This is a genomic window from Listeria sp. Marseille-Q6474 (assembly GCF_946902005.1).
Lineage (GTDB): Bacteria > Bacillota > Bacilli > Lactobacillales > Listeriaceae > Listeria > Listeria innocua.
Genome location: NZ_CAMPPS010000001.1, coordinates 206449 through 219218, shown reverse-complemented (window position 1 = coordinate 219218; position 12770 = coordinate 206449). Strand labels below are relative to the sequence as shown.

The window sequence follows — 12770 nt, the reverse complement described above, 5'->3', positions numbered from 1 at the left end:
CTTATTTCTCTTTCTATGGTAAAACATGAAATAAGAGATAGCAAGTTTTATTTCAAAGTGGTTTCGAAGCCCTTTCCAAATGTGTAGATTATTTCTCCTTGTAGATCAGTTCGTAAAATCATTACTTCTGCTTCCTCTAACGTGTCTATCGTTTCTTTATGAGGATGGCCAAAACGGTTTTTTAAACCACAAGAAATAATTGCATAAGCTGGTTTTACTTGCTCGACAAATGTTTTAGAGGTTGAGGTCTTACTTCCATGATGCCCAACTTTTAAAATATCGGCCTTAATCGATTTATCTAAAAGCGCCTTTTCTCCGCTTGCTTCTAAATCTCCTGTGAAAATCCATGTCTTATTATCCAATATTGCTTTTAAAACAATAGAATCATCGTTTCCGCCTTCTCCCATTTCATTTGGATACAAACATTCAAATTTATTTTGACCAACTTGCCACTGTGCTCCGGATAAAATAATCGTTTGTTTTACTTTTGGCATAGTCTTAAGAGCTTCTCTCATAATGGCTTTATTTTCTGCCCCTTTTGCAAAAATCAGTTCTTTTATGGCAATATTTTTTTGCAGTTCATCGAGCCCTTCCATGTGATCCGCGTCGCTATGTGTAATGATGACTTTATCTAAACTACTAATTCCTTTTGATTTTAAAACGGGTGTGAGAGTACTTCCACCGATTGTGAAAGGTTTTCGTTTTTTTGTCCAAGCTTCTTTCTCCATCAGAAGTTCGCCACCAGTATCTATAAGGTAATTGCCTTTGTTTTTCGGTAATTGTATTAATATGCTATCTCCTTGCCCGACGTCAATAAAACTAACCTTGCCAGTAACATTAAAACTAGAAAAATAACATAATAAACAAAAGCAAATAAAGATTCCGATTGGAAATTGTTTCTTTTGCCACTGATAAAAAAATAGTAGTATTGTAGCGATAATTAGCACAATCATGATAGTGTTTGGTCTGCCAGTAATAATAGTTTGATGCGGTATCTTTGCAAAGAGATTAGTTAAACTTTCCATTAATTGAATCAAAAAAGTAAGCATATATTCAGGAATTTTCATTAATGTTGGGGAAATAATAGATAGTAAAAAAACACCTAAACAACCTGGTAATACAATGATTGTAAAAAGTGGAACATATAGTAGGTTAAAGAAAATCCCTACCCAAGAAAACGAGTAAAAATGATACATCATAACAACAGAAGACATCATCGTTGAGATAAAGGAAATAGTCAACGATTTAACAAAAGGACTCTGTTGCCTTACTAATATTTGACGGGATGACAAAATTATCCCAAAAGATACAACATAAGAAAGTTGAAAACCCACTTCATAAATGACATGAGGTTGTATTATAAAAAACAAGATAAAAGATATACAAATAACAGAAAAAGAACTCCATTTAGTAGCATATTTTTCTGAAAGCAAAAGTAAAGCAGTCATTGTCGCTGCTCGAATTACAGGCGGACTTGCTCCTGTGAGGATAACGTAAAAAGGTAATAATACAAGGAGAGAAATAGTGACTCGCTCCCTTGTTATACCTAGCTTTAACAATAAAAAATAAATTGATCCGATTAATAAATTAACATGAAGCCCTGATATAGCTAATAAATGAACAACGCCCATTTGTTGATATACTTCATACATTTCAGGTGAAAAGCCATTTTTCTCACCAGTGATTAACGCTAGTAGATAAGGAGTTATTTTTGGAGAGATGTTTTCAGTTAGATGATTCATTATCAATAAACGTGTATTTTGAATGCGCATTAGTATGGACGGAGCAGATTGTCCAGAAATATAGAGTGTATTTACTTGTAATATATAGTTAATGTTTTTACCTTTAAGATACTCTTTATAATTAAATTGAGCTTGATTACGATTTGTTTGAGGGGGCTCTAACTTAGCGGATACAGAAATAAATTGTCCATAAGTGAGCTTTTTAAGATTTTGTTGCTCTTTTTCAGTTGATATTTTGTAACTCAATTGGAATTTTTCTTTCTGGCAGCGTACTACAGCTTGGAAGCTATCACCATCTACTTTTAAGTCATTGATTATTTGGCAATTTCCGTTAAATTCAGTAGCTGTATAAGAAGACACATTTGATTTTTCCACAAAAAATAAAAAACAACAAGTTAGGAGATAAACGAGGACAAACAGAAGAATAATTTTGGATTTTTTAATAAAAGCAACGATGCCGAGCAAACAAATACATATGGGAACGATAGAGCTTGTAAAAGTAGTACAGATAATAGCTAAAATAATGATAGCTAAATATCGCTCGATAACGTTCCCTCCTTATTTAATTCAATTTATTTGAAATGTTTTGATAGAGTTGTTCTGCTTTTTCTGGTTCGATATTCACTTCCACTGCTGCTTCTTTTACTAAAGTATGCATTTTTTCTGCATTCCAATTATTAACTTGAAGAACAGATTCATCAAATTCTACTTTTTGTAATTCAACTCCAGCAATATTAAATAGTTCTAAAGCGTATGGATGGTTTTTGTAGTCTTTAGCGAAATACACTTTCTTTATTCCTGCTTGAATGATTGATTTCGTACAAGCGAGACAAGGGAAATGTGTTACGTATAATTCTGCTTTATCTGTCGAAGCGCCAAATTTAGCACACTGTAAAATCGCATTCATTTCTGCGTGAATAGTCCGGATACAGTGGCCATCAACAACGTAACAACCATGTTCTGCGCAGTGATCTCCGCCAGCTATTGACCCGTTATATCCGCCCGCAATAATACGCTTATCACGTACTATGGTTGCACCTACCATTAATCTTGTACACGTGCTCCTTGATGAAATTAGATGACTTTGCGCCATAAAAAACTGATCCCATGCGATTCTTTGCACATTAAAAACTCCCTTATGATTTGATAAATATTAGTATAGGTGTTTATAAGGAAGTTCGTCAACCACTTTTATTAATTAACATCCAAATATTCTTTTAATTTTTCAACTGTTTTTTCGCCTATGCCAGTAACATTTTTTAAGTCTTCTATTGTCTGAAACAGTCCTTCTTTTTCACGATATTCGATAATAGCTGTTGCTTTTGAATCTCCAATTCCGGGCACTTGTTGCAAGTCTATCTTCGTTGCGCTATTAATATTAACTTTTTTGTCTGTTTCAGATGATTCTATATCATCTTTTACTACTTCCTCTGATCCTGCTTCTCCATTTTTATAAACATAGATACTCATTTCGTCTTTTAGTTTTTCGGCTAAGTTTAATTTGCTGTTGTCCGCATCTTCTGTGAGTCCTCCTGCTACTTTCACAACATCTTGCACTCTGGCATCTACTGGTAATTTATACACACCAGGAGTTCGGACTGCGCCTTTGATGTCAATATAGATATGTGTAGCATTCTTTTTTTCCTCTTTTTGTGGTTTTTCTTCAGTATTTAGCGCTTGGTTTGCTGTAACCTTATCTGTTTGAGAAGTTGGGATACTTATATAAATTACTCCAGCACAAAGAATGGCAATTCCTATTAAAAAATAGTTTTTGTGTTTCTTCAGTAGTTCCATCATCCATTTCACCGCCTTTAATTATATTATTCGCCAAACGAACAAAAACTCCTTTTCGATTATTTAGAGCAAAAACACATAAAAAAAGAAAGTAATCTTGGAAAATTACTTTCTTGCTACGAAAAAGATTCTTTCGCTGCTGTTTGTTGGATTTTCATGACTGAAATCAGCGTAAACATCAATTTTCGAAAAACCGTATTTTTTTAATAGTTCTTTATATGTGGTGATTGGATAGGTCCTTTCTTTATGTAATTCATCGACCCGATTATACATGTTATCCTCCCCTAAAATGTAAAAGGTTAGCTCATGTTCGACTGAATGGGGATATTCACCAGGAAACGAATTCCAAATTATCGAAATTTCCTCATCGCTATCACCATAAGAATAATCTTTAAAGCCTTGATCTATTTTAAATACAGAATGCACATCAAATAAAAATAAGCCATTTGGTTTTAAGTGATCAGATACCGCTTTAATAGTATTCTCAAGTGCTTGTTCGGTTTCTAAATAATTAAGAGAATCACAGAAACATGTAACTACATCGAAGGTTTGATTTAAAGCTAACTTTGACATGTCTTGCTCTAGTATTGGTAGATTTATTTCAGCTGCCGCGACTTTTTCTTTAGCAACTGCCACCATTTCTTTCGACAAATCCACACCAGTAACTTGATGCCCTAAAAAGCTTAATCGTAGAGCGAATTCAGCTGTACCACATGCTAAATCGAGTACTTCTTTTGATGTTTCACCAATAAAGTCCGCTGAAAACTCCAACCATTCATCATAAAGCTCAGAATCCATGAGTCTATCATAGAATCCCGGAAAATATTCATAACTCATTATCGATTTCTCCTTAAAAAAACAGACGGATTTTTTACCCGCCTGTTTTTGTTAGTTATTAAGAAATAAACGCAGCAGAAACGTCCACGAGTGGCGCGTCTCCCCATAGTTTTTCTAAATTATAGTAAGAACGCTCTTCTTTGTGGAATACATGGATAATAACATCTCCTAAATCGATTAAAATCCACTGAGCCGCATCAAAGCCTTCTAAACGTTTTACATCTACTTGGTTTTCAAGCGCTTTTTCTTTAATTTCACGAGCAATTGCCTGGACTTGTTTGTCTGAATTACCATGGCAGATAACAAAATAATCCGCGAAACTTGATAACCCCTTCATGTCTAGTGCTAAAATATCCTCTGCTCTTTTATCGTCTGCTGCCTTTGCGGTCAGCATTAATGTATCATAACTGTTCAAATTATTAATATTCTCCTTCCAAATTTAAATTAACAAAATAATTATAGGCATCCAGTGTATCTGGAAAAACCGATTGTTGCTTTTTAATCAAATACGTTATTGTATTGGATAAAGCAAACAACATTGCTGCATCAAGTGATTTCAGTGCTAGTCTGCGTGCTTTATATACACCAGGAAATGTTCTTCCAGGTTCCGTATAATCCGCTAAATAGATGAGTTTATCGAAATCGGACATCGCTCCGCTTCCTGTCGTATGAAGACGAATAGCTTCCAAGATTTCTGGATCAGTAATGCCAAACTCTTTTTCTGCTAAATATGCGCCAACTGGAGCGTGCCAAAGCGAGCGATGAAACTGTAATAAACGTGGATCAAATCCCTCGTCTTCAATGATTTTTCTCGCTTTATCATCTTCATAGTATTTCGCATAATCGTGTAACAGGGCGGTTATTCTAGCCTTTTCTACATCCATGTGATAATGTTCTGCGAGTTCTATTGCTGCTTTTTCAACGCCTAAAGTGTGTTTGAATCTTGCAGTTGGCATAGCTTCTTCTACTTTTTTTAGCACTTCATTTCTTTCCATAAAGTTGATGCTCCTTTATATATGACCATACTTTTTCTGGTAAAAAGGCTTCTGCATGTTCAATATCATTTCTGATTTCAGTTGAAGAAATAGCTGTTTCCGGCATATTGATTTTAACAATATCGTACGGAACTTCTTTTTGATATAGTGGGCGGTTAACCCCAACGAATGTCACCATTTTTACTAAGTCATCTATATGATACCACTTTGGCAAATATTCTACCATGTCCCCGCCGATAATAAAATAAAAATCCGTATCCGGCTGTTCGCTTATCATATCACGCATTGTATCATACGTATAGGACTTTCCAGTTCGCATAAGCTCGCGAGTATCAATTTCAAAAGAATCCCTATCTTCTATCATCAATTGAAGCATTTCCACTCGTTCCTCATTTGAAGCCATACCACTAATCTGTTTATGTGGAGGAACTTTATTGGGGAGAAAAAGGATTTTTTCAAGACCGAGTTGCGCTTTTGCTTCTTCTGCCATATGGAGGTGCGCTAAATGTGGTGGATCAAATGTGCCGCCTAAGATACCGACTTTATGTTTCATGACAGGTTTCCTCCAAATTTAAGGCAACTTAATTTGTTGCTTATTTACGGATTGTTTGTAAAGAATAATTGTTCTGCCAATAACTTGAACGATGTCTGCTCCTGCACGTGTGCTAATTTTCTCAGCAACTGTTTGTTTGTCTTCCTCGCAATTTTGCAAAATGGAGATTTTAATTAATTCTCTAGCTTCAAGTGCTTCTTTAACTTGGATAATTAAATTTGGTGACACGCTTCCCTTTCCTACTTGGAAAATTGGTTGAATCGTGTGTGCTTCTTTTCTTAAAAAACGTTTTTGTGTAGCTGTTAACATTAGTTTCCTCCTAATTGTTCGAGTACTGCTTCTTTCATCAGTGATCGCTCTGGCTTAATGCCAGTCCATATTTCAAAGGCTAGTGCCCCTTGATTAACAAACATTGGTAAGCCATTTTGTGTAATAGCCCCATTTTTCTTTGCTTCTTTTAAAAAGGCTGTTTCGGCTGGGTTATAAATAATATCAGAACAAATTGTTCCTTTTGTTAAATTAGAAAGCGAAATTGGGCTTTTATTTTTAGAAGCTTCTAGACCGATAGAAGTAGTTTGGATAATAATTGTAAAATCAGCCAGTTCTTTTTCAGCTTGTTCTAGTGTCATGGCATGATGATTATCATTATCTTTCGTCATTTCTATCGCTTTTTCCGTTGTTCGATTGGCAACGGTTATTTTCGCGTCAGTATGGCTTTTAAGTGCAAGATAAATTGCTTTACTGGCCCCACCTGCGCCTGTGATTAAAATAGAATCATCTTTTGTAATCGAACGAATTTCTTCTAAGCCTTCTAAATAACCTTTGCCATCTGTGTTGAATCCATACCACTTGCCATCTTTTCTAAGCACTGTATTCACCGCGCCTGATGCTGCTGCCAAATCCTCTAATTCATCTAAAAATGGTAAAATACGCTCTTTAAATGGTGTCGTAATATTAAATCCGCGCACTCCAGAATCCATTAATTTTTTTATTTCTACCTCAAAAGTATCTTCTTCTATCAAAACAGAGTTATACTCCGCGTTCATTCCAAGTTCTTGGAAAATCCGATTTTGCATAGCTGGTGATAAAGAGTGACGAATAGGATTTCCGATAACAACATATTTTTCCAAATGCCAGGCCTCCTTAGTTTTACACGAGTGATGTCCGGATTGTTGCGCTAACGCCTTCAGGAACCCAAGCAGTGACTTTTGCGCCGCCTTCAGGTATTGTCACCCATCCAAGTCCAGAAAACACAATATCCGCTTTATCTTTCACGGTAAAGGTATACGGTACGAGCTTAGGAAGTGTCTTCATCCCTTCTTCTGTTGGAGGTTGAAGAACAAAACCGGCTTGTTTTTCATATAATGCATCTGCTTTTTCTAATTTTGTTCGGTGAATTGGTAAATTATTAGATACATAGACAACTAATGATTTTCTTCCACCTGACACGTAATCTAAACGAGCAAGCGCGCCTAAAAATAAGGTTTGTTCTTCATTTAATTGGAAGACAGCAGGTTTTACTTCTTTTTTAGGTGTGATAGCTTTTAAAGTTGTTGTATCGATAAAATGCGCCATTTGATGGTGATTTATAATTCCAGGTGTGTCAACAAGTACATTGCCATCAGCAAGCGGAATTTCGATTTTATCAAGTGTTGTTCCAGGGAATTGCGACGTAGTAATCACATTGTTTTCACCTGAAGCTTGTTTGATGATACGATTGATAAGCGTTGATTTACCAACATTTGTACAACCAACAACATACACATCTTGTCCATTTCGTAATTCTTCTATCTTTTCTAAAAGAGTATCAAAACCGTGCCCTTTTTCAGCGCTGACTAAAACAACATCTGTTGCCGCCAAACCTTGTTCTTTTGCACGAGTTCTCATCCAGCGAGTTAATTTATCACGTTTTAATGATTTTGGTAAAACGTCTTCTTTGTTTCCGACAAGTAATACCGGGTTGTTTCCTGCAAAACGAGGAAGTCCAGGCAACCAACTGCCATCAAAATCAAAAATATCTACTACATAGACGATTAAAGCTTGCTTCGAACTAATTTGATTTAAAATACGTAAAAAATCATCGTCTGTTAGCGCCACATCTTGAATTTCATTGTAATGCTTTAGACGAAAACATCTTTTACAAATAACTTGTTCATTATTTAGCGATGACTTAGGAGCATAGCCGATTTTATCAGGATCTTCTGTTTGAATAATGGCCCCACAACCAATACATCTTATTTCTTCTGTCAAAGTGATTCCTCCCACTTAATTTGGTTTTTCTTTGCTAACCGTTTTAAAATAATACTTTCCATCATTCGATTTAATTTTGTCGCCATACCGTCTGTTTGTTTTACAGGACGAACAAAAATAGTTGTTAATTTTTGACGATTACCACCGAATATATCTGTCATAATTTGGTCACCAATCATCACAGTTTCTTCTGGTGTTGCGTTCATTTCTTTTAGTGCCCAGCGAAAATTAGCGCCTAAGGGTTTTTTTGCCCGCGCTAAATAAGGGACATCAATTGCTTTTGCCACACGAGCAACTCGTTCTTCATTATTGTTAGAAAAAATCATAACTTTGATTCCTTCTTCTTTCAATATAGTAAACCAGTTGATTACTTCATCCGTTGCATCTAGTTGATCCCAAGCAAGCAGCGTATTATCGAGATCAGTTAAAATAGTAGTCTTTCCCATTTTACGAAGCTGATCTGCTGTTATTCCAAATGGAGTATTCAACATTTTATCTGGTGAGAATTGCTTTAACACGTATTGGCACCTCATTCTTTTATTTAGTACAGTCTATTCTATCATACATTCAATTAGACTAATAATCTATAAATTTTACCATCTTTCTGCTTATTTTACAAAAAAACCTTAGAAAAATGCTATAATATGAAAGGAAATGTTATTTTTTTAAGGAGGTAGACGAATGTCAAAAGATTATGCATTAACTTGGGATTTAGAAAATATATACGTTGGCGGTAGTGGTTCTGAAGAATTACAGCAAACACTTCAAGAGGTAAAAGCTGATTTGGATAGCTTTGTCGTGAATGTAGCTGAGTGGGAAGTTCCCGAAAACGTCGAAGCTTCAGTAGAATTTCTACTATTGGTTAATCAAAATGCGGACATCTCAAAAATTTTATTAACTGCTGGTTCTTTTTTAGAGTGTCTTGCTTCAGCAGATGTTAATGATACTCGTGCAAATGAACTTTCTGCGTTAATTTATCAATATGTGGCTACCCTATCGACGGCAGAAGATGAATGGCATGACAAATTTGCTCAAATATCTGACCGTGTTTGGGATGAACTAATGCAGCAAAATGGTTTGTCACAAATTAGTTTTATTTTAAGTGAAGCACGTACAAACCGTCGTAAAAAAGGCAGTAAAGAACAAGAAGCAGCGATTAATTCTTTAGCTGTTGATGGTTATCGTGGTTGGTCTGACCATTATGATACAATCGTTGGTAAACTACGGATGCACATTACTACTGACGGGGAAGAAAAGTCTGTATCTGCTGGACAAGCTCTGAACTTATTAAATCACCCTGATCGCGCAGTCCGTCAGGCAGTTTTCAAAGAATATACTCGTGTTTGGCAAGAAGAATCTCGTCTCTTTAGCGATACTCTAAATCATTTATCAGGTTTCCGTTTAGCTACATATGATATTCGTAAATGGGATAATATTTTAGAAGAACCACTTGCTATTAATCGTTTGGATGAACAAACATTAAAATCTATGTGGAACGTCATTCAAACGAATAAGCCGACTTTTGTCCGATTCTTAGATAGAAAAGCTAAATTGCTTGGGCTTGAAAAATTAAGCTTTTATGATGTCGAAGCTCCTCTTGTATTCTCAAGCGAACCAAAAAAATATACTTATCAAGAAGGCGCAGATTTTATCATCGAACAATTTAATAAATTCAGCCCGAAAATGGCAAACTTCGCGAAATCCGCTTTCGAAAAAGGTTGGATTGAAGCAGAAGATCGTGATAATAAACGTCCTGGTGGCTTTTGCACGGATTTCCCGGTCGAAAAAGAAAGTCGGATTTTCATGACATATGACGGAGCTCCTGGTACTGTGGCAACTCTTGCACATGAACTCGGACATGCCTTCCACTCTCATGTTATTCGTGAAGAGCCATTTGAAAACACTGATTACGCAATGAATGTTGCGGAAACTGCTTCTACTTTTGCTGAAATGATTATTGCCGATGCTTCTGTAAAAGATGCCAAAACAAAAGAAGAAAAAATCACCTTACTAGAAGATAAAATTGGTCGTAGTATTGCTTTCTTTATGAATATTCATGCTAGATTTATTTTTGAATGCAATTTCTATGAAGCACGCAAACAAGGTGTAGTGTCAGTTGATAGACTTAATTCTTTAATGGAGGAAGCGCAACGTGAAGCTTACTTAGATGCTTTAGATGAATATCATCCACAATTTTGGGCTTCTAAACTACATTTTTATATTGCTGATGTACCATTTTACAATTTCCCATATACTTTTGGTTACTTATTCTCGCTTGGTATTTATCACAAAGCACAAGCGGAAGGTGCTAGCTACGAAGATAAATATATTGCGCTTCTAAAAGATACGGGTTCGATGACAACAGAACAACTTGCAGAAAAACATCTTGGAGTCGACTTGCGTAAAGCTGATTTCTGGGAAGAAGCAGTTGCCCTAGCCGCTAAAGATGTAGAAGATTTCCTTACTTTAACGGAAGAATACGTAAAATAAAAAAATCCAGGAGAATCTCTCTCCTGGATTTTTTATATTGTTTTTAATAATTCGATGATACAAGTAGCTGATTGTTTTGCAGCTAAATGAATAAACTCATCAAAAGACATTGTCGCCTCTTGATTGGCTAAATCCGATATAGCTCGGATGATAAGAAATGGAATATCAAATTGATAGGCTACTTGCGCAATGGCAGCAGCTTCCATTTCCACAGCTTTAACATCCGGGAAAAATGTTCGAATAATTTCATGTTGATCTGGACGCATAATAAATGAATCATTTGTAATTACAAGACCATATACTGCTTTATTTTCACTATCTGCAAAATAATCACGATAAATAGTCTCTGCTTTTTTCAAAAGAACAGCATCGCCTTGATAAAAAGCTGGCATACGTGGAACTTGGCCATATGTATAACCAAATTCAGTAACATCAACATCACCATATGCTAAGCGATCAGATATAATGACATCGCCAATTGCTAAGCCATCACCTATACCTCCAGCTGAACCAGTGTTAATAATAATTTCTGGTTTAAAACGGTCTGCTAGAAGTGTGGTACCAAGGGCAGCATTAACTTTCCCTATACCTGATTCTAAAAGCACAACTTCTTTACCAGCAATTTCACCGATATAAAATTTTGCTCCGCCGATAATTACTTCTTCTGTGTTGGGCATGGTGTTTTTTAACAGTTCAACTTCTTCTTCCATTGCTCCAATAATGCCTATTGTCATTATGTAACCTCCAAAAAAAGCACAGTCGTTAACAACTAACTTCTGTGCTTTTATCTTTTGTCGTTTGTTTTTAGCTCTTCTACTTTTGTTGGTTGCCATCCTTCACCGTCTACCCATGTAATATAAACACGGTAAGCTTTATCAGGATTTGCTTTAGTAGAAAGTGTACCAATTGCTTGAGTAGCAGGGTCAGCCCCTTGCTCTACAAACCAAAGTGATGTATTTGAGATTGGGATATCTGTCGCTGCTGAAAAAGCTTTGCGTTTTTCTTGCCAGTCTACACTTGTAGAGCTGTAGGAATTCACATGATCACCAGTTTGCTCAGTTCCAATTGGTTTCCAGTCTTTTGTAATAACTTTTGCCACATTAGGATCATCGCTTTTAGTCGTTTCTGTTGTTTTTTCATCCGAAGAAGTCGATTTCTTTTCGGAAGTTTTATTTGATTTAGCGGCATCTTCTTTTTTCGCATTGGAAGATGCCGTTTTGTTTTCTTGCTGAGTTGGATCGCTTTCTGTTTTAAACAGTACAAAATATAGACTACCAATGATAAGTAAGCTTACCACGATAATTAAAAGATTTAAAACTAGATTCGTTTTTTTTCGTTTTGTATTTTGTCTTGAGCGAGATCCTTCGACTAAGTTTTGTTTAATGCGACGGTTATTTGATTGTCGATTATCTGCCATTTGCTTTCACCACCTTATAAGTAACCGCTGTATAAAAACAGATAAAATTAAGATGCAGTGATTTTTTCGATCTTAACACTCATGTCGCCAGCAGGGGTTTGGATAGTTACTTCTTCCCCTTCTTTATGACCAAGTAAACCTTTAGCAATTGGAGAATCGTTAGAAATCTTACCTTCAAAAGGATCAGCTTCTGCGCTCCCTACAATCGTGTATGTTTCTTCTTCTCCGTCTGGTAATTCAATAAATGTAACGGTGTTTCCAAGTGTTACTAAACCATTATGAGCTTCTGCTGCATCAATGATTTGAGCATTACGAATCATGTTTTCAATAGTAGTGATACGACCTTCAACAAAAGCTTGTTCGTCTTTTGCGGAATCATACTCGGAGTTCTCAGATAAATCACCAAAGCTACGGGCAATTTTAATCCGTTCTACTACTTCTTTCCGTTTTACTGTCTTAAGTTCTTGTAATTCATTTTCTAATTTTGCTTTCCCATCTAGGGTCATTGGAAATACTTTTTCTGTCGCCAATCGTTTTCGCTCCTTTTGTTTGTTCATTATTGTATAGAAAAGCACGGAGATATCGCTCCGCACCTTCATAAAAAAACATTACTACTCGTGAGAAAGATTAACATGCCACGCTAGAAATAGCAAGCAATTGTCTCTCTTTTTACTAGGAAAATTTTACCTTAA

15 protein-coding genes are annotated in these 12770 nt (G+C 35.8%); 1 reads left to right on the top strand and 14 read right to left on the bottom strand.

Going from position 1 to position 12770, the window contains the following annotated elements:
• Nucleotides 1-47 precede the first annotated feature (47 nt).
• The 11 genes from OC533_RS01065 to OC533_RS01015 form a co-directional block, all read right to left on the bottom strand.
• Entirely contained in the window at nucleotides 48-2270 is a 2223-nt protein-coding gene (locus tag OC533_RS01065; protein ID WP_194323548.1) for a DNA internalization-related competence protein ComEC/Rec2, read from the bottom strand.
• A 34-nt stretch (nucleotides 2271-2304) separates the two neighbouring features.
• A complete protein-coding gene (locus OC533_RS01060) occupies nucleotides 2305-2865 on the bottom strand; it encodes a ComE operon protein 2 (protein WP_003762318.1) in 561 nt (186 codons plus the stop codon).
• Nucleotides 2866-2936: 71 nt separating this feature from the next.
• Nucleotides 2937-3539: a helix-hairpin-helix domain-containing protein gene (locus OC533_RS01055; protein ID WP_185561337.1), complete on the bottom strand. Its 603-nt coding sequence runs from the start codon at nucleotides 3537-3539 to the stop codon at nucleotides 2937-2939.
• Between the two features lie 102 nt (nucleotides 3540-3641).
• Entirely contained in the window at nucleotides 3642-4373 is a 732-nt protein-coding gene (locus OC533_RS01050) for a class I SAM-dependent DNA methyltransferase (RefSeq protein WP_194322234.1), read from the bottom strand.
• Between the two features lie 58 nt (nucleotides 4374-4431).
• Nucleotides 4432-4788 carry a ribosome silencing factor gene (gene rsfS, locus OC533_RS01045; RefSeq protein WP_003721994.1) on the bottom strand — a complete coding sequence of 119 codons (357 nt, stop codon included), beginning with the start codon at nucleotides 4786-4788 and terminating at the stop codon, nucleotides 4432-4434.
• Nucleotides 4789-4792: 4 nt separating this feature from the next.
• Nucleotides 4793-5368, bottom strand: a complete 576-nt coding sequence (gene yqeK / locus OC533_RS01040) for a bis(5'-nucleosyl)-tetraphosphatase (symmetrical) YqeK (RefSeq protein WP_194322233.1) — start codon at nucleotides 5366-5368, stop codon at nucleotides 4793-4795.
• Nucleotides 5355-5921, bottom strand: coding sequence for a nicotinate-nucleotide adenylyltransferase (locus OC533_RS01035; protein ID WP_003762326.1), 567 nt, complete (start codon nucleotides 5919-5921; stop codon nucleotides 5355-5357). The genes yqeK and OC533_RS01035 overlap by 14 nt, the downstream gene beginning before the upstream one ends.
• An 18-nt stretch (nucleotides 5922-5939) precedes the next feature.
• Nucleotides 5940-6230 carry a ribosome assembly RNA-binding protein YhbY gene (yhbY, locus tag OC533_RS01030; RefSeq protein ID WP_003771899.1) on the bottom strand — a complete coding sequence of 97 codons (291 nt, stop codon included), beginning with the start codon at nucleotides 6228-6230 and terminating at the stop codon, nucleotides 5940-5942.
• Complete coding sequence (gene aroE, locus OC533_RS01025) at nucleotides 6230-7051, bottom strand: shikimate dehydrogenase (RefSeq protein WP_003762330.1); 822 nt, start codon at nucleotides 7049-7051, stop codon at nucleotides 6230-6232. The genes yhbY and aroE overlap by 1 nt, the downstream gene beginning before the upstream one ends.
• A 19-nt stretch (nucleotides 7052-7070) precedes the next feature.
• Complete coding sequence (yqeH, locus tag OC533_RS01020) at nucleotides 7071-8171, bottom strand: ribosome biogenesis GTPase YqeH (protein ID WP_070753064.1); 1101 nt, start codon at nucleotides 8169-8171, stop codon at nucleotides 7071-7073.
• On the bottom strand, nucleotides 8168-8689 hold the full coding sequence (locus OC533_RS01015; protein ID WP_003762335.1) for a YqeG family HAD IIIA-type phosphatase: 522 nt from the start codon (nucleotides 8687-8689) through the stop codon (nucleotides 8168-8170). Before OC533_RS01015 ends, yqeH begins: the two co-directional genes overlap by 4 nt.
• A gap of 163 nt (nucleotides 8690-8852) precedes the next feature.
• On the opposite strand from OC533_RS01015, the gene OC533_RS01010 reads away from it, so the two are divergent.
• On the top strand, nucleotides 8853-10661 hold the full coding sequence (locus OC533_RS01010) for a M3 family oligoendopeptidase (RefSeq protein WP_194323456.1): 1809 nt from the start codon (nucleotides 8853-8855) through the stop codon (nucleotides 10659-10661).
• A gap of 32 nt (nucleotides 10662-10693) precedes the next feature.
• Here the strand turns inward: OC533_RS01010 and OC533_RS01005 are convergent, their stop codons facing one another.
• The 3 genes from OC533_RS01005 to greA are packed head-to-tail and all read right to left on the bottom strand — an operon-like array spanning nucleotide 10694 to nucleotide 12608.
• Complete coding sequence (locus tag OC533_RS01005; protein ID WP_194323457.1) at nucleotides 10694-11395, bottom strand: 5'-methylthioadenosine/adenosylhomocysteine nucleosidase; 702 nt, start codon at nucleotides 11393-11395, stop codon at nucleotides 10694-10696.
• Between the two features lie 50 nt (nucleotides 11396-11445).
• Nucleotides 11446-12078: a YrrS family protein gene (locus OC533_RS01000; protein ID WP_003762340.1), complete on the bottom strand. Its 633-nt coding sequence runs from the start codon at nucleotides 12076-12078 to the stop codon at nucleotides 11446-11448.
• A gap of 47 nt (nucleotides 12079-12125) precedes the next feature.
• Nucleotides 12126-12608 (bottom strand): transcription elongation factor GreA, encoded by a 483-nt coding sequence (gene greA, locus OC533_RS00995; RefSeq protein WP_003722004.1) that lies wholly within the window; start codon nucleotides 12606-12608, stop codon nucleotides 12126-12128.
• Nucleotides 12609-12770 lie beyond the last annotated feature (162 nt).

Coding starts and splice junctions, on each gene's coding strand:
- OC533_RS01055 (WP_185561337.1), bottom strand. CDS start 3,539: ATGATGGAACTACTGAAGAAACACAAAAACTATTTTTTAATAGGAATT.
- OC533_RS01050 (WP_194322234.1), bottom strand. CDS start 4,373: ATGAGTTATGAATATTTTCCGGGATTCTATGATAGACTCATGGATTCT.
- yqeK (WP_194322233.1), bottom strand. CDS start 5,368: ATGGAAAGAAATGAAGTGCTAAAAAAAGTAGAAGAAGCTATGCCAACT.
- OC533_RS01035 (WP_003762326.1), bottom strand. CDS start 5,921: ATGAAACATAAAGTCGGTATCTTAGGCGGCACATTTGATCCACCACAT.
- yhbY (WP_003771899.1), bottom strand. CDS start 6,230: ATGTTAACAGCTACACAAAAACGTTTTTTAAGAAAAGAAGCACACACG.
- OC533_RS01010 (WP_194323456.1), top strand. CDS start 8,853: ATGTCAAAAGATTATGCATTAACTTGGGATTTAGAAAATATATACGTT.
- OC533_RS01005 (WP_194323457.1), bottom strand. CDS start 11,395: ATGACAATAGGCATTATTGGAGCAATGGAAGAAGAAGTTGAACTGTTA.
- OC533_RS01000 (WP_003762340.1), bottom strand. CDS start 12,078: ATGGCAGATAATCGACAATCAAATAACCGTCGCATTAAACAAAACTTA.